Genomic DNA, 22,408 nt, shown 5'->3' on the forward strand with positions numbered 1-22,408 from the left:
ATCGGTTCGGCCTGACGGCTGTACGGCTCGAAGTTCCAGATCGCCTCAGCCAGCTCGCTCGGATTGGTCCACAGCAGCTTCATGAACGAACAACTCGGGGCCAAGCGATCGGCCCGATCAACCGCCTCCGCCAACTCAGCCGACCGAACGCCCCAGAACTCCGCGAAGAACTCCCGCAACGCCTTGCCTCGCATCTTGCCCGCCATCCGCTTGGCGTGAACCGCCAGCGCCGGCCACATCGCGCCGCTGGTGTAGCGCGTGGGCACCCAGACCGTGTTGATCATGCCAAGCCGCTGATCCGCCGCCAACCGACCGAGCCGCTTGATATACTCGTCCAGCACCTCCCATGCCGCCGTCGGGCAGCGTAGGCGATAGTTGTACCACATCAGGCCCGGCCCGCCGATCACCCGATAGCCCATCTTGGCGACGGCGGTCACCTGTCCCGGCGGCAGCGGCGGGTCGTAGCGCCAGTCGTGCACGATCACCTTCCGGTCGATGTACTCGGCGATCCGCTCGTCGTGCAGCAGATGATCGCCCCAGATGATCGCCTCCTTCCCCGTCTTGCGCACCAGCTTGACCAGGGCCGCCACGTATTGGCCGAAGACCGCGTGCTTCGGCGTCCGATCCAGCAGCTTGCGGCTGTGGGCCGAATGCCCGAAGTTCACCTCGTCGCAGCCGATGTGGATGTACGGTGAGGTCGCGAACACTTCCGCCGCTTCGCGATACAGGTCGCCGAACAGCGCCAGCGTCTCGCGGTGCAGCGGACAGATCGCGGTAAACCCGAACCGCCCGCCGGGCCCGTCGGCCAGATGCCGATACCCGGCACGCTCGGTGATGTACGACGTATGCCCGAACGACTCGATCTCGGGGATCAGCGTCACGCCCCGCCGGTCCGCCCGCGCCACCAGCTCCGCCATCTGCTTCTTGCTCAGGGCGTAGCGCGACGCCAGCTTCGGATGCGACTCGAACTTCATCGCACAGCCCTGGTCGTCGGTGAAGTGCAGCAAAATCGTGTTAAGGCCCCAGCCCGCGCACTGGTCGATCAGCCGCTGGTAATACTCCAGCCGCTCGGTCAGCCGCACCATGTCGATCATCACGCCGTTGATCGGGAACATCTTCGACATCGTCATCTCCAGCAAATCGCGATTGGCAACGCACCATTGTAGCCAACCGGCGAGTGGACGCTACGGGAAACATCAGGAGAAGAAGGCGTCATGGCCGGCCGCCTCGGCGATCGCGCGGGCGGTTTGTTCGGGAGACAACGCCGTGGTGTCGATGGTCATCACGCCGGACAGCGCCTTGACTCCGGCGTTGCAGCGCAGGGCCTCGGCTATGTACTCGCTTCCTTCGTGCCGCCCGGCCAGAACCTCGTCGTCAAGGATCAGTCCTACCGCCAATACGGGAAAACCTTCCGCCCGCAGGAGAGTCCGGAGACGGTCGAGCCGTTCCTGGCTGGGCAAACAGAAGCACGCGACCAGATACGCAGCCCCCCAGCCGGCGAAGTTGCGGGCGCAGGCGAGCATGTTGTCCTGGATCAGGTTCAGCCGTTCGGCTGTCAGATTGGCCGGCCGGGTTCGGCCAACGTCGTCGCCATCGAGAAACGCCGCCGCCGAAGGCAAAACCTCCATGAGCTGCGGCAGCAACGTCGTTTTACCCGCTCCCGGTGCGCCGGTAACCACGATGACCTTCATCGCCTCCGCCTCCGTCCGCGCGGCCAGAGGTCGTCAAGGACGTGTTCGACGTTTGGCCGGTGGTGTCGCTCGCACCCAGTGGTCATGGTCGTCACTTCTTGTCGCAGTTGAGGAATGGCCGAAAACCCACGAGACGGATTGGCATTGCAGCCGCGGCCATTGTGAATATACTTGCAGACGATGGGCGGTGAGTCAAGGACATCTCGGAATGTTCTGATCCTGCTCCTGCTGGTCGGAATCGCAGCGGCGGCCACGCTTGCCGTTCGCTTCCTCTTTCCGCCGCTGCCCTTTGCCGGCCCTTATGCCGGAACGGTCGTCGACGCCGACAGCGGAACGCCGATCGCCGACGCACGGGTCTGCGCCGACGGGTGGCGGCACGACAACCCGCTGCCGGACGGTTCCGGGCACGACCACGTGCGCTCCGAAACCAGGACGGACCTCGCCGGCCGATTCATTCTGCCCGAATCCGAAAGTCGAGGCGGGTGGTTCGGCACGGACTTTGCCATTGAAATCTCAGCCGAGGGATACATCCCAGCCGTCAGTAGTTCGTAAACGAACCGTCCTCGCGGGAAAAGTGCGGCGGTTCGGTCATTTGTGCCGGATGGGCCTTGGCCGCTTGGCGGTTGAACCTCACGCCGATGCCCGGCGCCTCCGGGACCGTCAGGCGCACGCCGTCCATCGCGAACGCGCACTCGAACACATCGGGCAGCGTGGTCTGCGGCGGGAAAATCACCTCCTGCGGGCCGGCGTTGTCGCACGCCAGGTCCAGATGCAGCGACGCTGCGGTGCACACCGGACCCAGCGGGTTGTGCGGCAGCGTCCTGATCAGATGGGCCTCGGCCATCGCCGCGATCTTCTTCGCCTCGGTCAACCCGCCGGCGATGCAGATGTCGATCCGCACGTAATCCACCAGCTCCTCCTCGATCACCGCACGGAATTCCCACTTGTTGGCCCACTGCTCGCCCGCGGCCAGCGGCACGCCGGTATGCTCGCGAATGTGCCGATAGCCGCTGATATGCTCGGAACGGATCGGGTCCTCGACCGCGAAGAGGTTCAGCGGCTCGATCTCGCGGCAGAACCAGATCGCCTCATCCGGCGAGAGCCGTGTGTGCAGATCGACCATCAGTTCCATCGAGTCGCCCAGCGCGTCGCGCACCGCGCGAAGCTGGGCCACGAGCTTGCGCACCGCAGCCCGCGAGTCGAACCGCTCGCCGTCCGGCGTCAGCCCGATGCGAAAGTACCTGTGCCCGCGGCTTCGGCATTCGCGGGCCAGCTCCGCCGCCGCAGCCGGGTCGGCGTCCGGATCGTCCAGCGCCTTGAGCAGATCGCCGGCATCGGCGCAGTAGTCGCGGACCAGGTAATTCGGCTGAGTGAAGCATTCCACGTAGTCGCGGCACCGCCCGCCCAGCAGTTGATAGACCGGCACGCCGAGCACCTGGCCCTTGATGTCCCACATCGCGATGTCGATACCCGCGATCGCCGAGCCGATCAGGCGGTCGGCTGGGTAGAACCCGCCGCGAAACAGCCGCTGCCACAGGTACTCGATCCGCATCGGGTCCTGGCCGATCAGCCACTGCTTCATGTGGCGAATCGCCCCGTCCACCGCGTGCCACCGCCGCTGCAAACCCGCCTCGCCCACGCCGACCAGACCCGCGTCCGTCTCCACAAGTACCGGTACTAACGTCCGCCCGGGGGCCTGAACGGGAATGCATTCGATGTTGGTGATCTTCATGAACGGTCCGCTCCACTACTTGAACTCGACGCTGTACAACTCGGCGCCGCGCAGCCGAAACCGGAAGCTGACGCCGTCGCCGTCGCGATGCCCGATATCCGACTCGCCCTTCCACGTGACGATCTTCGAAAGGTGATCGCCGCACAGGTAATCGCACTGGTCAAACCCGCGGCCCTCAGCCGGCTGGCCGTCCGCTCCGATCACCTCCACCTTCACAAACCCCGTCAGACCCGTCTTGAAATTCAGATGCATCGTCCGCCCCGCGAACGTCAGCGGGAACAACGCGAACGATCCCTCGACCGGGGCCTTGAGCGCCACCAGCCGGCCCTTCGGCCAACTCGCCCACGCCAGCGCCCCCAGCGGCGGCCGACGCGGATGCTTGTGCGGCACCGCCGACCCGGCCACCAGAATCCCCATCCGCTCACCCGGCAGCTCGACCATGCCCAACCCCGGCGCCACCAGCCCGCCGTCCCACCGGCCCGGATCGCCCGGCTCGCACACCGGCCCGCCCGGCGCCAGGTTCCACACCACGTTGTCCGGACTGACCGCCAGATGGAAGTCGAACTTGTCCTCCGTCAGGCTCCACCGCATCGGGAACATCACGTGATAGTCAACCGTGCCTGGCATCCGCGTCTTGCCGTTGGCGTACCACGTCTCGTAAGGGGCCATTCGAGGACCAGGCCAGAAAAGCTCCTCGGGCAGCGGGAACCGCCGAAAATCCTCCGTCTCCATCCGCCCGATCGTCCGCCGCATGAAGAACCACGACCGGCAGTACGCCACGTACTTCCTGAGCACCGGATCGTACTCGCAGACGTTGTGCGTGTCGCTGGTCTGGATCACCAGCGGCTCGGCGATCGGCGTCCACGCCAACCCGTCCGGCGAGACTCCTCCAAACAACCCGGAATCCGCCCCGTGGAACGGGTCGATCGCGTCCGGCCTATTCCGACGGAAGGCCTCCGTCTCTTCCGGCGCGACCCGGCCGAGATGGAACATCTTGTACCGCTCAGCCGGAGGGGCGTCGACGTCCTTGAACACGCAGCCGCCGTGAAAACCGTGCACCGGCGACAGCGCCCGGCCGTATACGATGTTGTTCGCCGTCGAACCGTCGCGCTCCAACAGCCCAAGCGACGGCAGCCTCCAATCCACGCCGTCCTCCGACTCGGCGTACTTCAGGAAGTTGAACAGGCCCATCTGGTTGCCCTTGTCGAAGTCCTCGAGCGGCCATGCCTCGTACCACAGCCGGTACCGCCCGTCCTCGTGGATCAGCGTCCCGCCGAAAAGGGCCAGCTCGTTGATCTGGTCCGGAAGCAGCACCGGCTCGCTCTTGGCCGCCCGCACCGCCTCCAGGTGAATCCCCACCGGCATCTCATGCCACTCGTACTTCATCGGCGGGATCGGGTCGAGCATCCACATCGGCACGCTCTCGCCGCCCTGGCCGACCCACGCGTATCCGCCGGTATGCACGTAACGCCAGTCGTGAAAGTAAACGATGTTCGAGGCCAGCCGGAAGGGCGGCCGATTGCCGTGAAACGGTGAAATCATCGATGACTCCTTTCGTCGTTCTCAACCGAAGGATCAAATCGCCGGGCATACGCCAGACCGCTGTAGACCTGCGGGTTGACGGTCAAAGGCACGCGCTGTCCGCCAAGGGCCGCCGCCGCGTTTTCGATCGCTGAGCGGAAGACCGCTTCGACGCCCTCAATCGCCCGGTTGCCCAGGTGCGGCGTGAAAACCACATTGGCAAGACCCAACAGCGGGCTGTGCGGATCGGCCGGCGGATCGTCCAGCCCCGCTCCGCCCAGCCGGTCGTTGAGAATTGCCTCCGTCAACGCCGGCTCGTCGATCAGCTTATCGCGGGCCGTATTGACCAGGATCGCCGTCGGCTTCATCATCGCAAGCTGCCGCGGACCGATCATGCCCGCCGTCCGTTCGTCGAGCCGCACGTGCAGCGTCACGACATCGCTCTGCCGCAGCAACTCCTCCAACGAAATCAGCTCGATGCCATGCTCGCGGACGAACGCCATGTCCGGCTGCGGCTCGACCGCCACAACCTTCATCTCGAATCCCGCCGCCCGACGCGCCACCGCCCGCCCGATGTTGCCCAACCCGACAATCCCCAGCGTCTTTCGCCACAGACACGTGCCCATCCCGCGCGTGGAATCGCCCATCTGCATCAGCCGGTCGTGATGCGGGATTTGCCTGGCTGCCGCCAGCATCAACCCCCACGCCATGTCCGCCACCACCTCCGCCCCTTCGCGGACCGGTGAGTATGTCACCACGATGCCAAGTTCCGTCGCCGCCGCCACGTCAAGCCAATCGTACCCGCTGGCTGCGATCGACAGCACCCGCATCCGCCCGTACCGCTCCATGTGCTCGCGATGCGGCAGCGTCCGAATCGCCGCCGGCAGGATCAGCGCGTCGGCGTCCCGCAGATACTCATCCACCTGCGCCGGCCCAAGCCGCCGCGCGTCCTGGTCGATCACGAAGTGAGCGTCGAACCGTCCCAGCCACTCGCGGTTTCGGTCGACCACGTCGAGACACGTGCCGTTCAGGATCACAATCGTGGGTCTGCTCATCGCTGTAATACTCTCCGTTTGCGAATGTTCTCGTTACGAACGGCCATGGTCCATTCGCTCCAGAACGGCGTCGGTCATCGCCGCTGTGCCCAACCGGCCGCCCAGATCGGCGGTCGCGCAGCCGTCGCGAAGCGCCGTCTCGACCGCGGCGAAAATCGGCGCCGCCGTATCGGTCTCGCCCAGCCACTCCAGCATCATCGCGCCGCTGACGATCGCCGCCACCGGATTGGCGATGCCTTTGCCGACGATGTCCGGCGCCGATCCGTGCACCGGCTCGAACATCGAAGGGTATTGCCGCGCCGGATTAATGTTCGCGCTGGGCGCCAGACCCAAGCCGCCGATGATCGCACCGGCCAGGTCGGTCAGGATATCACCGAACAGGTTCGACGCCACCACCACGTCGAACCGCGCCGGCCGCCGGACGAAATCCATCGCCGCTGCGTCCACGTGCATCCGCTCCGCCTCGACGTCGCCGTAGTCGCCGCGCACCGCCTCCAGCACCTCGTCCCACATCACCATGCCGAACTTCAATGCGTTCGATTTGGTAATCATGGTCAGCTTCTTTCGACGCGTTCGGGCCAGATCGAAGCCGAACCGCAACACCCGTTCGACGCCCTTGCGGCTGTGCAGCGAAGTCTGGACCGCGAACTCGTCCGGCTGACCCTGTTTGAAGCGTCCGCCGCACGTGACGTACTCGCCCTCGGAGTTCTCACGGATCACCACCATGTCGATCGTGCCGGGAGTCGCCAGCGGCGACCGCACGCCCGGCAACAGCCTCGCCGGTCGAACGCACGCGTACTGATCAAACTCCTGCCGCATCCGCACCAGAGGGGCCAGCGTGATATGATCGGCAAGCCGCTGCGGCCAACCCAGCGCGCCCAGGAATCGCGTCGAACGGCCGAAGCTGATCGAGGTAATCCTCCGGCGCGACCACGCCGTGCCGCGCATAATACTCGCAGCCCCAATCGAACCGCGCGTACCGCAGCGTAAACCCGCCGTCCAACTCCGCGGCGCGATCCAGCACCCGCACCGTCTGATCCACCACGTCAATCCCGATCCCGTCGCCGGGATAAAGGGCAATCCGGTGCGTCTTCATCACGCGCTCTTCCAATTCGCCGGGTACACGACGTACATCAGCTTCACCCGCTCGGGAACCACGTACGTCACCGTGATCCCCGCGGAAAGGTACGCGAAATCGCCGGAGCGAAACGTCTCCGAGCGGTCGCCGAAGCGAATCTCCACCTCGCCCTCAAGGATGTAGAGAATGTCGTCCACCGTCCGGTCCGGTTCCGTCGTCTCCGATTTGAAGATCTCGTGAATTCCGCAGCCCATCCGCGTCTTACCGGAGGTGTCGAAGATTTCCACGATCCGCGTTCCCGCCCACCGGGCCATGCCCTCGAACGGCCGGAGTTGCACGTCCTTCCCCGCCACCTTTATCATCTCGTTCGCCATGAGAGATCTTCTCCTTTGCAGTGCGTTTATAGTAACGACTTCAGAATGTCCACGATATGCTCCGTGCTCTCGGCGATGCGCACACCCGCCTCGCGCAGGGCCTTTTCCTTGTTGGCCGCGCTGCCGGTCCCGTCGGCGGCCACAATCGCCCCGGCGTGGCCCATCGTCCGGTCCGGCGGGGCGTCGCGGCCGGCGATCATCGCGACCACCGGCTTGTTCACGCGGTCGGCGATGTACGCCGCCGCCAGTTCCTCCTCCACGCCGCCGATCTCACCGATCAGCACGATCGCCCGCGTCTGCTCATCTGCCTCCAGCAGCGGCAGCAGGTCGACGAACGTCGAACCGGGGATCATATCGCCGCCCACCCCGATCGCCGTCGATTGGCCGATGCCAACGTCCGTCGAGAGGAACACCGTCTCGTAGCAGTTCGTCGCGCTGCGCGACAGATACGCCACCGGCCCTTCGCTGAAAATGTGATGCGCCATAAACCCGGCCTTCGCTTTGCCAGGCGAGATCACGCCGAACGAGTTCGGCCCGATCAGCCGCACGCCGCGGGCCCGGGCCAGATGATACAGCTCCAGCATGTCCCGCACCGGCACGTGCTCGGCGATCGTAATCACCAGCGGCACGCCCGCCTCAATCGCCTCACACGCCCCGGCGTACGTGAACTTCGCCGGAACGAACAGAATGGCGGCATTCGCACGCCCGCGCTCCGCCGCCTCGCGGACGGTATTGTACACCGGCACGCCGTGCACCGCCTCACCGCCCTTGCCCGGTGTGACGCCCGCCACCACGTTCGTCCCGTACGCCAGCATCTGCTCGGTGTGGAACGTACCCTCGCGGCCGGTAATGCCCTGGACGATCAGCCGCGTCTCCTTGTCCACCAGAATGCTCATGCCCGACCCATCCTCTCCGCCATCACCGCCGCCGCCTCGCTCAGCCGCTCCACCGTCAACACGCGATCCGACGCCGACGCCGCCAGAATCTCTCGCCCCTTCGCCTTGTTGGTCCCTTCCATCCGAATGACGATGAACTGCCCGTCGCTCAACCGCTCAGCCGCCGTCCGCACGCCGGCGGCGATCTCGTCACATCGCGTGATCCCGCCGAAAATGTTGGCGAACAGGCCCTGCACGCCCGGCTGATCCATCACCAGCCGAATGCCCTCCGCGATCCGCTCAGCCGTCGCGCCGCCGCCCAGGTCCAGTACCGACCGCGCCCACATCCCGCGCCGCTGCAGCGTATCCAAACTCGCCATCAGCATGCCCGACCCGTTGCTCATGATCGCAATCGCCCCGTCCGCCCGAACCGGAATAAAAAGAAACCCGTATTGGCGGGCCTCCAACGCCTTCGCCTCCCGCTCCAGCGAATCGCGAAACCCCAGAATCTTCGTCTGGCGGACGGGCAAGGCGCTGTCGTCGATGTTGATCCGCGCGTCCGCCGCGACCAACCGGCCGTCGCCGTCGAGCATCAGCGGATTGATCTCCGCCAGCAGGCAGTCGAAATCCCACCACACCGCATAGAGCCGAACAAGCACATCGTGCAACGCCTCGAAGCACGAAGGCTCCAGACGACTGCGATCGATCAGGTAGCGCGTCACGTGCTCCCTGACGCCGACCATCGGACTGATCGCCGCCCGCGCCACCGCCTCCGGATCGTCCTTCGCCACCTCCTCGATATCGACGCCGCCGCGCGTGCTGAACACGACCACCGGAACCTTCTTTTCCCGGTCGAGAATGATCGAAACAAAAAGCTCACGCACCGCCTCAACCTTCTCGACGATCAACACCCGCTCAACCCGATGCCCGCGGATGTCCATCCCGAGAATCTCGCTGACCGCCCGCCGCATCTCGGCCGCATCGCCGGCCGCCCGCACACCGCCCGCCTTCCCGCGCCCGCCCACCGCAACCTGCGCCTTGACCACCACCGGATACGCCAGATCGACCGCAGCGAGTTCCTCGACCCGATCCACGACCATCGCGCGCGGCACCGCGATCCCCTTCTCCGCCAGCAACGCCCGCCCAATGTACTCCATCAACAACACGTGCTATCGTCCTTTCAGTCCCACAGTTCCTCATCACTTGGCACCCGCGGATCCTTCGGACGCAGACCAATCCGCGTGATGTTGATTAGATGCTTGTAATCCAAATTCTCCGAGATGATGTTATTCCCCCACGTCCCGCAGCCGAGCGTCGTCGTCGGCGCAAACCCATTATAAAAGCTCCCGCCCGACGACGTCGAGCACGGCTGATTCACCACCACCCGCGAAACCGGCAACGCCAGCCCAACCTTCTCAATGTTCTCGATGTTCTCCGAGTGGATGCTCACGCTGTGGCCCTTGCCCTCCAGGTTCAGGTTCATCCGCGCAATCGCGATCGCCTCTTCAATCGTGCCATACGTGAACATCGCCATCACCGGGCACATCTTCTCCCGCCGCAGCAGGCTCGTGGCCGCTGACCCGTCGCCATCGACGACAATTACCTTCGTGCACTTGGGTATCGCCACGCCGGCCAACTCGGCCACCCGCTCAGCCGTCACGCCGACCGTCGCGCGATTGATCTGCCCGTCCACAAACAGCGCCGCCAGCAGCTTCTCCCGCCCAGCCGGCTCGCCAATTACCGCCGCGCCATGCCGCGCCAGCGCCGCCGCCATCGCCCCGCGCAGCTCCTTCGGCACGATCACCGACTGCTCGCCCGAACAGATGATCCCGTTGTCGAACCGCCGGCCCTCGATGATCTTCGCCGCCGCCGCGTCCAGATCGACGCCGCGATCCACGATGCACTGGACGTTGCCCGCGCCCACCCCATACGCCGGCTTGCCGCTGCCGTACGCGCTTCTGACCATGCCCATGCCGCCCGTCGCCACAATGATATCCACCGCCGCCATCAGCGCCCGCGTCGTCTCAACCGACGGTGCCGCCGCGTACTGGATCAGGCTCTCGGGCATAACGAGCTCTCGCCACGCCTCCAGCACGACCTCCACGAACGCCGCCATCGACCGGATAGCCCGCGGATGCGGCGCAAAAATCACCGCGTTGCGCCCCTTCACCGCGAACATCCCGTTGCACATCGGCGTGACGATCGGATTGGTGCACGGCGCCACCGCCGCCACCACGCCCATCGGCTTGGCGATCTGCACGATCCCCGACTCCTCGTCCCGCGCGATCACGCCCACCGTCTTCTTGCCGCGCACGCTCGCCCATAGGATGCGGGCCTTGTTGCGGTTCTTGGCGACCTTGTCCTCGTAGACGCCCATGCCCGTCTCGTCCACCGCGATCCGCGCCAGCTTCTCCGCGTTATCGAACACAGCTCTGGCCATCGCCTTGACCGCCGCGTCCACCCGCGCCTGATCGGCGTCGGCCCATCGCCGCTGCGCCTCGCGGGCCAACGCCACCATCTCCTCAATCGTCCGCATACCGAACCTCCCGTCAACTGTTCGCCTTCACCTGCACCTGCGCCAAACGCTGCGGCCACGCCCACGCCAGATCCATGATATCGCCGCAAAAAAACGCCAGATCGCAACCAGCTGCCAGCGCCGCCTCCAGCAGCACGCCCGGCGCCACCAAAATCCCCGCGTGCTTGCCCATCGCCCGCGCCCGACGAACACAGCCGGTCACGATCTCCACCATCCGTGGACTGTTCAGATCGCCCGTGCAGCCAAGGCTGGCCGACAAATCGCCCGGACCGATGAAAATGCCCGAAAGCCCCTCCACCCCGCAGATCGCCTCAAAACTGTCCAACGCCTCCTGCGTCTCGATCTGCGCGAACAGATGCGTCCGCTCGTTGGCCTCAGCGAAATCGACCTTCGCGCCGCGTAGACCGAACTGAACGCCGCGCGACCGCGTGTTGTACCCGCGCCGGCCCAGCGGCGGAAACTTGCCGTACTCCACCACCTGCCGCGCCTGATCCGCTGTGTTGACCATCGGCACCATCACGATCCTCGCGCCGACCTCCAACGCCCGCAGCACGTGGCACCGCTGCCCGTCGCATACCCGCACCGTCGGAACCGCGCCGCCCGCCTCCGCCGCCAGGCACAGCGCCTCGACCTTCTCGAAACCCGCCGGCCCGTGCTCCATCTCAATCCACACCGTCTCGAACCCCACCTGTCCGGCCACCTCAGCCACCGAGGTCGAACCGCTGTAGATCGTCGCCCCGCGAAGTACCCGCGGCCGTCCGCCCGCATCGACAAAAACATCTCCGCCCATCCGATCTCCTCCGGCCTATTCGAAGTCCACGCAATACACGCTGCCCGCCTCCATCCGGAACCGCAGGATTACGGGTTCACCCGCTGCGACTCCCAGATCGTCGTGCCCCTTCCACCGCACCGGCGAGCCAAAACAATCGCCGAACAGCGGCACGCAGTTCTCAAACTCCCGCCCGCCGATCGCCTTGCCGTCCAGCCCGGCCGCCTCCACCAAAACGCATCCCGCCCGCCTCGTCTCCGCGTTGATGCGAATCCGCCCGCCGGACGCGATCACGCCCACCGTGCTGAACGCCCCGCGCTCCGACGCCTCGATCCCGATCAGCCGACCGCGCGGCCACACCGCATACCCGAACCCGCGCCGCGCCCGCCGACGTGGATACTTGTGCGGCACGTCGTAGCCGCTGTACGGCAGCGCAAAGTCCCCATTGGGCATCTCGAGCAACTCCGGATGGGCGAACACGCTGCCGCCGTCGAATCCGCCGAACGATCCGGTCTCGAACATCCGCGCGTGCGGGATAAACTGCCACGCCCTCCCGTCATGACCCGTCGCCATCGCCACCCACGTCGAATCCGTCGCCTGGTCCCACACCGTCGGAAACATCACCGGCACCTCCGGCGCCCGCGGGATCGTCGTCCGACAGTTCGTGTACAGCGTCTCGCTGAAACTCATCCACGGCGCCGGCTCCAGAAGCGTCTCGCCCAGCGGGAAGTGGCGAAAGTCATCCGTCTCCGCCCGCGCGATCGCCCGCCGACCGACCGACAGCCACCGCTGCGGCGTCAGATCGCGCGTGCCCGACTCCGCCCGCGGCCCCGCCGCGAACTCCCGCATGTACGCCACGTACTTCCCAAGCACCGGATCGTAATAGCAGATGTTCTGCGTGTCGCTGTGGCGCATCACCAGCGGCTGATCGATCACCGACCACCGCACCCCGTCCGGCGACACCGCGCCGCGCACGCCGATGTACAGATCGGCATCCACCCGATGACTCCGCGGATCGACCGCCTCCGGCCGCCGCCGAACGTACGCCTCGTACACCTCCTTCGGAAAATGCGCCTCGGAAATCCACTTGTACCGCTCAGCCGGCGGACACGACGGATCGACAAAAACCGATCCGCCAAATCGTCCGAGCACGTTGTTGCGCTTATCCCCCGCGACTTCGACTAACCCGCAATCCGGCCGCCGCCAGTGCACCGCGTCATCCGACTCAAAGTACACAAAGTAATTCTCGCCGCCCTCCTTCAAGTCGCCCCATCCCGTCGTCCCCCACGCCCGGTACAACGACCCGTCCCGCATCACCGTGCCGATATCCACCCCGCCCGCTTCCCACGGCCGCTCAGGTGAAAGCAACTCGCCGGTCTTGCTCGCCGGCCGAACCGCCAGCCGCACGCCCACCGGATCGTCCGTCCGACCAAACCTCGCCCCATCCGGACCCTGATCGCCGCCGACCGCTACGTTCCTGCCCTGTTCGTCATACCAGCCGAAACCCGCCGGACGAACGTAGTACCAACTCGCAAACGCCATCCGCGTTCCGGCCAGCCGGTAAGGTTCACCCGTCAACCACGTCGTCGCACTCATGCAGCACCATTCCCGTCGTCAAACCCACTCAAATCCGAACACATCCGCCAGCCGCATCTTGAACTGAACCAAAACGCCCTGACCCTCCGCCACGCCAACGTCCGACCGACCCTTCCACCTCACGCTCGCGGCCGGATGATCGCCAACGATCGGATCGCACTCCTCCGCCGACCGGCCTTCCACGTTCACAATACCCACCTTCACATAGCCCGCCCGCGGCGTCCGCACGTTCACCCGAAGCTCCCGGCCCGCCACACACACGCCCATCGCCACAAACTCCCCTTCCTGGTCCGCCCGCACCGCGCAAAGCCGGCCCTTCGGCCACGTCACCCAGCCGACCCGCCCAGCCGCCAACACCTCACGCCACCGCGGATACTTGTGCGGATACGACGTCGCATGATAGCGCAACGCCACCCGGTCGCCCATCGGCACCAGATCGTTGCCCGCGCTGACAAACCCGCCGTCCCACTCGTCCGGCCCGCCCGGCTCGATCACCGGCCCGCCCGGAACCTCGCGCCAATGCAGCCCTTCCTCGCTCGAATACAGCCGCACCTCCGACCGCTGCGAATACCGATGGTACACCATCGGAAACATCAGGTGGTACGACGGCTCGCCGGGATAGCTCGTCCGGCAGTTGGTATACAGGTCATCCGAAAGCGGCCCGTCCAGACTCGGCGCGATCAGCGGCCGCACCGGTTCCCACGCGCGAAAATCCTCCGCCTCCGCCACCGCGATCGTCCGCCGCTGCTGACGGTACATCCGCGTGTACATCACGTACCGACCGCGAGACTCGTCATAGTAGACCGTGGTGTCGGTGTCACTCTTGTGCACCATCAACGGCCGATCGATCAGCCGCCACGAAAGCCCGTCCGCCGACACCGCGCCCATCATCACGTCGATCTCATGCTCACCCAGCCGCTCGTCCCGATGGTAGGGATGAATCTTGCGATACTCAGCCCAATGCGCCGCCCACCGCTCCTTCGGCGGAACCGCCAGAAATACCGCCTTATACCGCTCATCCGCCGCCGCCGACGGATCGACGAACACCGTAAACCCGTCAAACCCGCTGCAGCCGTCCGGATCGATCGACGAACAACCCGTCTCTTGCCACGCATACCCGTCATCCGATTGCAGATGCACGATCGCCAGCGACAGCGCCGGATCGTCCGAGTAACAGCCGAAATTCCGACCCTCCGGATACCGCGGCCGGATCACCCACGACCGATACACCCCGCCCTCATGGATCACCCGGCCAAGCGCCGTGCCCGCCGCCAGCGGCTCGCTTTTGCTGCCACGCTGCGCCGTCAGACGCACGCCGCGCGGCACGTTGTTCAAACGGGCCTGCGCCTCCACCATCGGCCCGGGCGGATCGATCAACCGAATCGCCTGCCCCTCCGGCGAATGCCAGCTCAGATCGCCGCAGCAGATGTGCCGCACGTCCGTGAACAGGTACGTCTTCTGCAATCGACTCGCCGCCGTCACGATCGTCTCCTTCACGAGGTCAGCCGTTCTCGTCCGACTTCTGGTCCTCACCGCCGCGAACCCACAGCGGCCTGAACCGCCCCTCCGCAATCTGCCGCGCGATCGCCTCGCGCCCGGCACGCACGTGCTCACGCGTCAACCGCTCCGCATCCTCCGCCCGGCCGTCCTCGATCGCCTTCAAAATCGCCGCGTGCTCCTCGAACACCGCCTCCGGATCGCGGCTCGCCCGCACCACCTTGCCCAATACCCAATAGTTCTCAGCCAACCGCATCAGCATGCTGTTGCCCGATAGCTGGATCAGACGGCTGTGCAACTGTCGGTCCGCCAGACCCATCTCGTCCAGCCGCCCCGAACGCCCCAACTCGCACGCCGCGACCGCCAACGCCAGCAGCTCCCGCACCTGACCGCGCGTCACCCGGTCGCAGCACAGCCGCGCCGCCAGTCCCTCGTGCATCTCCCGCACGTGATACGCCTCGATCAGACGCTCGGCGCTCAACTCCGCCACGAAAACCCCCCGATTGTCGATCGTCTCGACCAGCCCGCACGATTGTAGCTCCAGCAACGCCTCCCGAACCACCCCCTGGGCCACCCCAAACTCCTCCGCCAACTGCATTTGCACCAGCTTCGAACCCGCCGGACGCGCCCCGCTCAGGATCGAATCCTGCAGCCGCTCGCGTATCCGATGACGGATCACCTGCTTGCACACACCGCTCTGGCTCTGAATCACGCGCATCGCATCTCCCGCTTCTCGCGTCTGACTACAGCATAAAAAATGAATAATCGATGGTCAATATAAAATATCGATAAAATGGAAAGGGACAAAAATCTGCCATAAAGCATTAGTGATTAACAGCTTAGACGTGAAGGGCCAGCCCCCGGAGTCTAGCGGGCCACCAAACCCTGAAGATTCTGCGCCTCGACCGGCCCGCCCCCCACCTCAAAACGTTCCAGCCGCGTCCCCGGCTCCAGAAGGTAAAGAAAACCGATCTGGACGTCCTTGCCCTGAAGCTGGTTGATGTTCACGTGCCGGAACGGCTTGTTGTGCGACGACATCTGCGCCAGCTCTGGATCGTACTGCAGCTCCACGTACGACCCCCCGCCGTCCTGATTGTAGATCACGTACTGGCCCACCGGCAGGTGCTTGTTGCCCTGGGTGTCCACCAGATACCGCTGAGTCACACCCTGCACCGCCCCGAATACCTGCCGCAGCAGCGTCGTCTGGGCCCCGTCAAGCCGGCAGGCCAGACGGAACAGCGACTTGTCAGCCGGAACGAAGAAGCTCTTGACCACCGCCATCCGCCCCTCCGTCGTCGCATCCAGGGCCGAAGGGCTGTTCGTGCCCAACTCCCCGTGCACGATCCCCTTGCTAAACCGCATCCGGTTCACTTCCGCGTTCTCCGTACCCACCGTCCGCGCGCCCGCCCGCGCCGTCAGGCGAAACGGCAGCGCGTCGGTCGGCCCCGTCTGGTCGTAGTCGATCTGATACTGGCTCCGCCACCCCGAACGCGCCACCCGGTTGGCGTCCGTCGGCGGGGCCTGGCCCTCCTCCGTCGGCGCCGCCTCGGACGCCGGAGCCTCCTCGCCCTCGCTGAGCTTCGGCATCGGCGAGCGAGCCCACCGCTTGTACTCCAGGAACCACGGCTGGAAGCCTTCCGGCACCTCAAACACCACCCGGAACGTCTGCGGCGCGTTCGCCTGCAGCCGGCCGATCACCCCGTAGTTGCGGTACGTGATGTACTCCTGGTCATACTCGTCCTTCTTGACCTCCCACGGAACCTCCATCCGCATGAAGTTCCAGTCGCCCGGAAGGTCCAGGTCCTCAAACCCGATCAGGTAGTAATTCTGCGGATTCTCCCGGCGGTCATCGAACTCCGGAAAACCCACCAACCGGACCTGACCCCATCCGAACCGGTGACGCTTGTCCGAGTCCGCCGCCTTCGGATCCAGCTCCATCGCCACCGCCAGATAGTAGTGGCCGGACTGGGCCGGACGCCGCTCCTTGACGTTGATCTGCAGCCGCCGCGAATAGCCCTGGCCCTGGTACGCGTGCTCCTTGACCATCAGCGGCTGATCCAGCCGCCACGCCCGCACCGCCCGCGCCGTATCCGGCGCCACCACGTGGCGCGACTCGTGCTGAACCCCGATCCGCTGCGCCGACAGCTCGCCCGGCCAGTCCGGATGCAGCATCGAGAATTCCTTCCCGCCCGACAGCGCGTTGGCGCTCAACGCGCCCGCCATCCACGCCGCGAACCCGTCCGCGTTCGGAAAAATCGAACTGCGGTTCCCCTCGTTGTCGAACCGCTCGAACAACAGCAGTTGGTCGTGGAAGGGCAGCATCTGGAACGACAGACTCCCGATCCCCACCACCAGCAACGCCATCGGAAGGCTGATCGCCCCCGCCACCCCGCGATCCACCCACACGTTCAGGATGATATTCCCGCGGACCACGTTGTCCGCCACCGTCCGCAACACCACCAGCGTCCCAAAAAACAGCACCGCCAGCGACAGCGCGTCGGTATACCCCATCCACCCTTCCGGCAGATGCGCCCAGACCGCGTGGCTCAGCGGGGCGTAAAAGTTCACCGCCACCGCCGCCGACAAAATCGTCAGCACGATCATCATCAACGCGCTGTAAACCCCCTGAAGGGAGTGGAAGAACGCGATCCCCAGCACCAGCAACAGAGTCACGAGTATGAAAACCACTGCGAATCCTCCAAACGTCCCGCGGCGCTACGTCAGCGGGTCTTCTCCGCCGTCTCCGCTTCCTTGCTGACCCGGACGATCTCCTGCACGCTCGTCACCCCCGCCACCACCTGCTCCATCGCCACTTCCTGCCAGTAGCTCAGGCCCGCCTTCCGGACCGCCGACTTGATCTTGTTCGCGTCGCCGCTGCGAATCGCCTCGCGAAGCTGGTCGTCCACCACCAGCAGCTCCAGCACCGCCGTGCGGCCCAGGTACCCGGTCCCCTGGCACGTCCCGCAGACGACCGGGTTCCCCTTCTTGTCCACCACCTCCTGCGTCGGCGGACGGAAGAACACCACGTCGCTCTTGCTCGCCAGGTTCAACTTCCGCAGCGTCTCGGGATTCGGCTTGTACGCCTCCCGGCACGTCGGGCACAACTTGCGGATCAGCCGCTGGAACGTCACCGCCGACAGCGTCGCGGCCGCCGTCGCCGGATTCTCCATCCACCGAATCGCGCGGCCCAGCGCCGACAACGCGTTCGAACCGCGAATCGCCGCCACGATCTTGCGCTCCTTGGCCTCCACGATCGTTCCGATCATCTTCATCGTCTCCGCGTCCGCGCACGGATCGACCAGAATGATGTCCGGCTCGCGACGCGACACCGACTGCAGCAGCCGGGCAAAACTCTGCTCCTGACCGCTCTGGTAAATGTTCTGCGTGATGTTGTCCAGGTCCATCAGCGGCTTGGCTTCCACCGTGTGGATGTTCTGCTGGAACGAGTCGTGGCTCCGACCGAACGCGTACAGCGTCGTGCTCACCCCCGATCCGCCAAGACCCGAAATCAGCACCACCCCCTTCTTGTGCCCGACCAGCTCCTTGACCTTCGCAAGCTGGCTCTCGGTGAACCCCAGGTCGTCCACCGTGAACTTGGCCTCCTCAGCCCGCACCCGAATCCGAAGCCGCTCGCCCGCCGTGCTGCCCGAAGTCTCGATGTCCAGGTTCACCTTCCGGTCCACGTCCGCCTGCTGGGCGATCAGCTTCGCCCGCTGCGGACGCCGACGCTCGTTGATCTCCAACCCGCAGGTCCCTTTGACGTAGTCCACGATCATCTGGCCCATCTTGCGGTCCAGCATCCCGTACTCCGCCCCGACCCCGTCGATCTTGAACAGCACCCGGTAGTGCTCACCCGTCGGCTGAACCAGGATATCGCTCGACCGCCGCCACAGGGCGTCAAACAGCATGTCCTGGAACGCCTGATAGATCCTCTGAAGCTCCTCCCCCTCCGGAATCTTCGCCTCGCGGCCCTCGTACGTGCTCAGACGCACCTTCGTCTTGATCTCGAACGTCTGCTCCTGCTCGCCCCGAATCGCGCTGAGCAGGTTCGCCGGCTTGAGAATCTTGTCCTCCTCGCCCACCAGCGAATCCCGGTACAATGCGTACGCCAGCAGCCCGCCCAACCCCAGCAGCACGAAGAACAGCAGGCCCAGCCAGTAGCTCGGAAAAACCACCCAGCAGAACCACCCGACCACACCCGCCGCCGCCACCACCATGCCCCACATGAACTCGTTGATCGAAAGCCGCCGCGCGTCCCGGCACACCCAACCCGCCGGCCACGCCCACACGAACATCAGCAGCGCCATCACCACGATCTTCCAGACCGCGAAAAAACCGCCGTCCGGCGTCACCGGCGGCATCGGGGCTTCCACCTGGGCCAACATCAGAAACATCAGGTCCGCCATTCGCTCACTCCGTCACTGCCGTCCGGGGCCCGATTGCCCTCAAAACCCTTAAAGGATACCCGACTTCGACGCGTTTATCCCCTTCAATCTCATTTTCAACTCCTCCGGATTCGGCGAGGCATCGTACGCCGTCTGGCTCTCGATCCATTCCTTGGCCACCATCTGCCGAAGCGACTCGTTGAAGTCCTGCATCCCGATGTCGTAGTTCGACTTGATCACGTCCAGAATGTCCGACTCCCGACTCTCCCCGATCAGCTTCCGGATCGCCGGGTTGTTGATCAAAATCTCCACCGCCGGGATCATGTCCGTCCCCTCCTTGATGCTCGGCAAAAGCCGCTGGCTGATGATCGCCTTCAGGTTGAACACCAGCGACTGGCGGATCAGCGACCGCTCCTCCTGCGGAAACAGGTCCAGCAGCCGCGTGACCGTCTGCGCCGTGCTCGAACTGTGAATCGTCCCTAACACCAGGTGCCCCGTCTCCGCCGCCTGCAAAGCCGCCTGGAACGTCTGCCGGTCCCGCATCTCCCCGATCAGCACCACGTCAGGGTCCTCGCGCATCAGGTACTTCAAGCCGTCCGAGAAGTCCGCCACGTCGATCCCCACCTCCCGCTGGTTGATAAACGCCTTCTTGTCCGTGAAAATGTACTCGATCGGGTCCTCGATCGTCACGATGTGGCACGCCCGGTTCTCGTTGATGTACTCCAGCATCGCCGCGATCGTCGTGCTCTTGCCCGATCCGGTAATGCCCGACAGCAGCACCAGCCCCTGGTGATAGCTCGCCAGCTTGCCGATCTGCGCCGGCAGGTTCAGCCCCTCGAACGTCGGAATGTCCCGCTCCACCCGCCGCGCCGCGATCGACGTCATCCCACGCTGGCGAAACACGTTAAGACGAAACCGGTCCTCCCCCTCCAGGTCGTACGCAAAGTCCACCGCCCCGTTCTTCTGGTACATCTCCCGAAGCTTCGGACTCATCACCGAAAAGATCATCTCCTCGATATCCGCGTTCGACAGCTCCTCCCCCGCCACCGTCCGAATGCTCCCGCCGATCCGCATCCGCGGCTTCGAATTCGCCTTCAGGTGAAGGTCCGACCCGTCGTGCTTGATCACCGCCCGAAAAAAGGCCATCAGCTTCTCGCTGGCCCCCTTGCCGTTCCCGTTCACGCTGTTCGTCGACAAATTCATCTCGCCCACACCCGGTCTCCTTTACTCCAGGTCCGCCGACCGACCACCGCTACCGGCACGGCCAGCCTATCAGTGTAACTCATATTACGCCAGCCTTCAAGCCGCCCCAACCGCAACCGGTTCCGGTGGACTCCCATTTTCGCTAACGCCTGGAATTCCTAACCGTTCTGAATGCCGCGGGGGCCGACATCCCAATCCGGCTGATCGCTCGGCGAGCACCAAGGTGCTCCTTAAAGGCTGGTTCGCTCCGGCCAGTATCTTCGCAGAACCTATACTATACTCCAACCCGACGGACATTGTAAAGCCAATAGATGGCGGCTTTTAACGTTCCCTCCGCCGCCGCCGCCGCGACCCGCTTGCCCGCCCGCCCCTCAGACCGTATCATGACCGATACGCAACGACGGGGGATCGTTCCGATGGGCACACGCGACTACGAATCCCAACGCCTCGACTTCCCGATCGACCGGGCCCTGATCGACGAACTGCTGGCCCTCTGGAAGGTCGCCTTCGATCTCGACCTGGCCGACGAAATCCCCCAGTTCCTCGGCCGCGAGCTTCACGCCAACCGCGATGTGCTCTTTCTGGCCCGCCGGAACGACCGCGTCGTCGCCACCTGCCGACTGACCCAAAGCCGCCTGGACCCGCGCCTGGGCTACCTCTCCGAAGTGGCCACCGCCCCGGACCATCGCGGACACGGCCTGGCCGGCGACCTCTGCCGACGCGCCGCCGACGCCTTCGACGACGCCGGCGGACACGCCTGCTTCCTGGGCGCCGATAACCAAGCCGCCGCCCGCATCTACGCCCGCCTCGGCTGGCGGCGACTGCCCAACACCAACGTCATGCTCCGCGTCGCGCCGCCCGCCACGCCCGAGGAATTCCTCGTCGATCACGTCCGACGCGGCCTCGACCGCGAACTGGCCATCCGTCCCGGCGGACCCGAACTCCGCGTCCCGATCATCCCCGCCATCGTCACCCCGCACGACTGGATCGCCCTCGACGCCAATGCCGCCATCCTCTCCACCCGGTCCGTCTGCCAGAAGTCCTGCGTCGGCCTCTATCCCCGCTACGACCGCCTGCGACAGCCCGACGGCTGGTTCGCCCTCGTCCGCGACGACCAAGCCGTCCTCGGCCTGGCCTCCGCCGCCCGCCGCGATCAGGACCTCTGGATCGTCGACGCCTTCACCCACGTCCACTACTCCGCCTGGCTCCAACCCCTCTACCGACGCGCCGCCGATCTGGCCAAACGCCGCCACCCCGCCGCCGTCTGCGCCACCTGCGAGCAAGACGATCCCCTCAAAGCCGCTGCCCTCGACCGCCTCGGCTTCCGCCGCACCGACCGAACCATCCCGCTCGAACACGACCCCCAAATCCTGACCCTGCGCCTCTACGAGATCCCAACCTGACCGCCCGCCGCACCCGATGTGCCCTTGACCCTTGTTCCGCAGCCCGATCCGACGTATCCTCGCCGCCATGCCGGAAACACCGCTCGACAAGACCTCGCTCCTGGCCGCGCTGCCGATCGCGGACCGCGAACTCGCCATCCGGCCGTGGCGGCGGATGGACATCGACCGCCGCGCCGAATGGCCGCCGTATCCCGAACCCTACCGCGGCTTCAACTTCCCCGCCCGCAGCCTGGGCCCGGCCCAGCGAGACCTTTGGTTCGCCGAACGCGATAGCCTGCCCGACCGGCTGAACCTCACCGTCGATCACTCCGACCAGCTCTGCATCGCCTACTTCGCCCTGACCGAAATCGACTTCGCCGCCCGCGCCGTCGGCAATATGGGCATCCGCGTGGCCCCGCACTTCTGCAGCCGCGGCCTCGGAACCCGCGCCCTCCGGCGAATCGTCGACTGGGCCTTCGCCGCCGGCCTCCAAACCATCCGCCTCGACGTCGCCGCCTCCAACCGACGCGCCGTCCGATCCTACGAAAAAGCCGGCTTCGCCATCACCGGCGAATTCTGGCGCGACGACCACGCCCTCCGCGCCGTCAACCTCGCCGACCCCAGACACGACGACCTCCGCCCGCACGTCCGCTTCGACCCCGACCCCCAACTGCGATTTTGGTGGATGCAAGTCCGTCGCTGACGCCAAGGGCG

Annotated in this window: 19 protein-coding genes and 1 pseudogene; 3 read left to right on the plus strand and 17 right to left on the minus strand. The window is 65.5% G+C overall.

The window, feature by feature from the left end:
* Together GXY33_07075 and GXY33_07080 are read right to left on the minus strand one after the other, a co-directional pair.
* Positions 1 to 1,124, minus strand: a 1,124-nt coding sequence (locus GXY33_07075; GenBank protein NLX04889.1) for a family 20 glycosylhydrolase, incomplete at its 3' end; no start/stop codon positions are given.
* A 72-nt stretch (positions 1,125 to 1,196) separates the two neighbouring features.
* Entirely contained in the window at positions 1,197 to 1,691 is a 495-nt protein-coding gene (locus GXY33_07080; GenBank protein NLX04890.1) for an AAA family ATPase, read from the minus strand.
* A gap of 180 nt (positions 1,692 to 1,871) precedes the next feature.
* Between GXY33_07080 and GXY33_07085 the strand changes: the two genes are divergently transcribed.
* The gene (locus GXY33_07085) at positions 1,872 to 2,243 is read left to right on the plus strand and encodes a hypothetical protein (protein NLX04891.1); all 372 of its coding nucleotides are present in this window, start codon (positions 1,872 to 1,874) and stop codon (positions 2,241 to 2,243) included.
* Here the strand turns inward: GXY33_07085 and GXY33_07090 are convergent.
* The 15 genes and pseudogenes from GXY33_07090 to GXY33_07160 form a co-directional block, all read right to left on the minus strand.
* Positions 2,230 to 3,423, minus strand: a complete 1,194-nt coding sequence (locus GXY33_07090) for a mandelate racemase/muconate lactonizing enzyme family protein (protein ID NLX04892.1) — start codon at positions 3,421 to 3,423, stop codon at positions 2,230 to 2,232. The two genes, GXY33_07085 and GXY33_07090, sit on opposite strands and share 14 nt — an antisense overlap.
* Before the next feature lie 15 nt (positions 3,424 to 3,438).
* Positions 3,439 to 4,965, minus strand: a complete 1,527-nt coding sequence (locus tag GXY33_07095; protein NLX04893.1) for a hypothetical protein — start codon at positions 4,963 to 4,965, stop codon at positions 3,439 to 3,441.
* Positions 4,962 to 5,999: a hypothetical protein gene (locus GXY33_07100; protein NLX04894.1), complete on the minus strand. Its 1,038-nt coding sequence runs from the start codon at positions 5,997 to 5,999 to the stop codon at positions 4,962 to 4,964. Before GXY33_07100 ends, GXY33_07095 begins: the two co-directional genes overlap by 4 nt.
* Positions 6,000 to 6,032: 33 nt before the next feature.
* Positions 6,033 to 7,095: pseudogene (locus tag GXY33_07105) on the minus strand (tartrate dehydrogenase).
* The gene (locus GXY33_07110) at positions 7,095 to 7,451 is read right to left on the minus strand and encodes a DUF861 domain-containing protein (protein NLX04895.1); all 357 of its coding nucleotides are present in this window, start codon (positions 7,449 to 7,451) and stop codon (positions 7,095 to 7,097) included. Before GXY33_07110 ends, GXY33_07105 begins: the two are co-directional and overlap by 1 nt.
* 26 nt (positions 7,452 to 7,477) lie before the next feature.
* Entirely contained in the window at positions 7,478 to 8,347 is an 870-nt protein-coding gene (gene sucD, locus GXY33_07115) for a succinate--CoA ligase subunit alpha (GenBank protein NLX04896.1), read from the minus strand.
* Positions 8,344 to 9,492, minus strand: a complete 1,149-nt coding sequence (gene sucC, locus GXY33_07120; protein ID NLX04897.1) for a succinate--CoA ligase subunit beta — start codon at positions 9,490 to 9,492, stop codon at positions 8,344 to 8,346. The genes sucD and sucC overlap by 4 nt, the downstream gene beginning before the upstream one ends.
* Before the next feature lie 14 nt (positions 9,493 to 9,506).
* Complete coding sequence (locus tag GXY33_07125; GenBank protein ID NLX04898.1) at positions 9,507 to 10,862, minus strand: aldehyde dehydrogenase family protein; 1,356 nt, start codon at positions 10,860 to 10,862, stop codon at positions 9,507 to 9,509.
* Positions 10,863 to 10,875: 13 nt separating this feature from the next.
* A complete protein-coding gene (locus tag GXY33_07130; GenBank protein ID NLX04899.1) occupies positions 10,876 to 11,652 on the minus strand; it encodes a hypothetical protein in 777 nt (258 codons plus the stop codon).
* Positions 11,653 to 11,667: 15 nt separating this feature from the next.
* Positions 11,668 to 13,227: a hypothetical protein gene (locus GXY33_07135; protein NLX04900.1), complete on the minus strand. Its 1,560-nt coding sequence runs from the start codon at positions 13,225 to 13,227 to the stop codon at positions 11,668 to 11,670.
* An 18-nt stretch (positions 13,228 to 13,245) separates the two neighbouring features.
* On the minus strand, positions 13,246 to 14,709 hold the full coding sequence (locus GXY33_07140; GenBank protein NLX04901.1) for a hypothetical protein: 1,464 nt from the start codon (positions 14,707 to 14,709) through the stop codon (positions 13,246 to 13,248).
* 19 nt (positions 14,710 to 14,728) lie between these two features.
* Positions 14,729 to 15,442 (minus strand): GntR family transcriptional regulator, encoded by a 714-nt coding sequence (locus tag GXY33_07145; GenBank protein ID NLX04902.1) that lies wholly within the window; start codon positions 15,440 to 15,442, stop codon positions 14,729 to 14,731.
* A gap of 149 nt (positions 15,443 to 15,591) precedes the next feature.
* The gene (locus GXY33_07150; GenBank protein NLX04903.1) at positions 15,592 to 17,412 is read right to left on the minus strand and encodes a CvpA family protein; all 1,821 of its coding nucleotides are present in this window, start codon (positions 17,410 to 17,412) and stop codon (positions 15,592 to 15,594) included.
* Between the two features lie 32 nt (positions 17,413 to 17,444).
* On the minus strand, positions 17,445 to 19,130 hold the full coding sequence (gene tadA, locus GXY33_07155) for a Flp pilus assembly complex ATPase component TadA (GenBank protein ID NLX04904.1): 1,686 nt from the start codon (positions 19,128 to 19,130) through the stop codon (positions 17,445 to 17,447).
* A 48-nt stretch (positions 19,131 to 19,178) separates the two neighbouring features.
* Positions 19,179 to 20,321 (minus strand): PilT/PilU family type 4a pilus ATPase, encoded by a 1,143-nt coding sequence (locus tag GXY33_07160; protein ID NLX04905.1) that lies wholly within the window; start codon positions 20,319 to 20,321, stop codon positions 19,179 to 19,181.
* A gap of 407 nt (positions 20,322 to 20,728) precedes the next feature.
* On the opposite strand from GXY33_07160, the gene GXY33_07165 reads away from it, so the two are divergent.
* Positions 20,729 to 21,715 carry a GNAT family N-acetyltransferase gene (locus GXY33_07165; GenBank protein ID NLX04906.1) on the plus strand — a complete coding sequence of 329 codons (987 nt, stop codon included), beginning with the start codon at positions 20,729 to 20,731 and terminating at the stop codon, positions 21,713 to 21,715.
* A gap of 67 nt (positions 21,716 to 21,782) precedes the next feature.
* Positions 21,783 to 22,397 (plus strand): GNAT family N-acetyltransferase, encoded by a 615-nt coding sequence (locus GXY33_07170; GenBank protein NLX04907.1) that lies wholly within the window; start codon positions 21,783 to 21,785, stop codon positions 22,395 to 22,397.
* The last annotated feature ends 11 nt before the right edge of the window (positions 22,398 to 22,408 follow it).

Source organism: Phycisphaerae bacterium (genome assembly GCA_012729815.1).
Lineage (GTDB): Bacteria > Planctomycetota > Phycisphaerae > JAAYCJ01 > JAAYCJ01 > JAAYCJ01.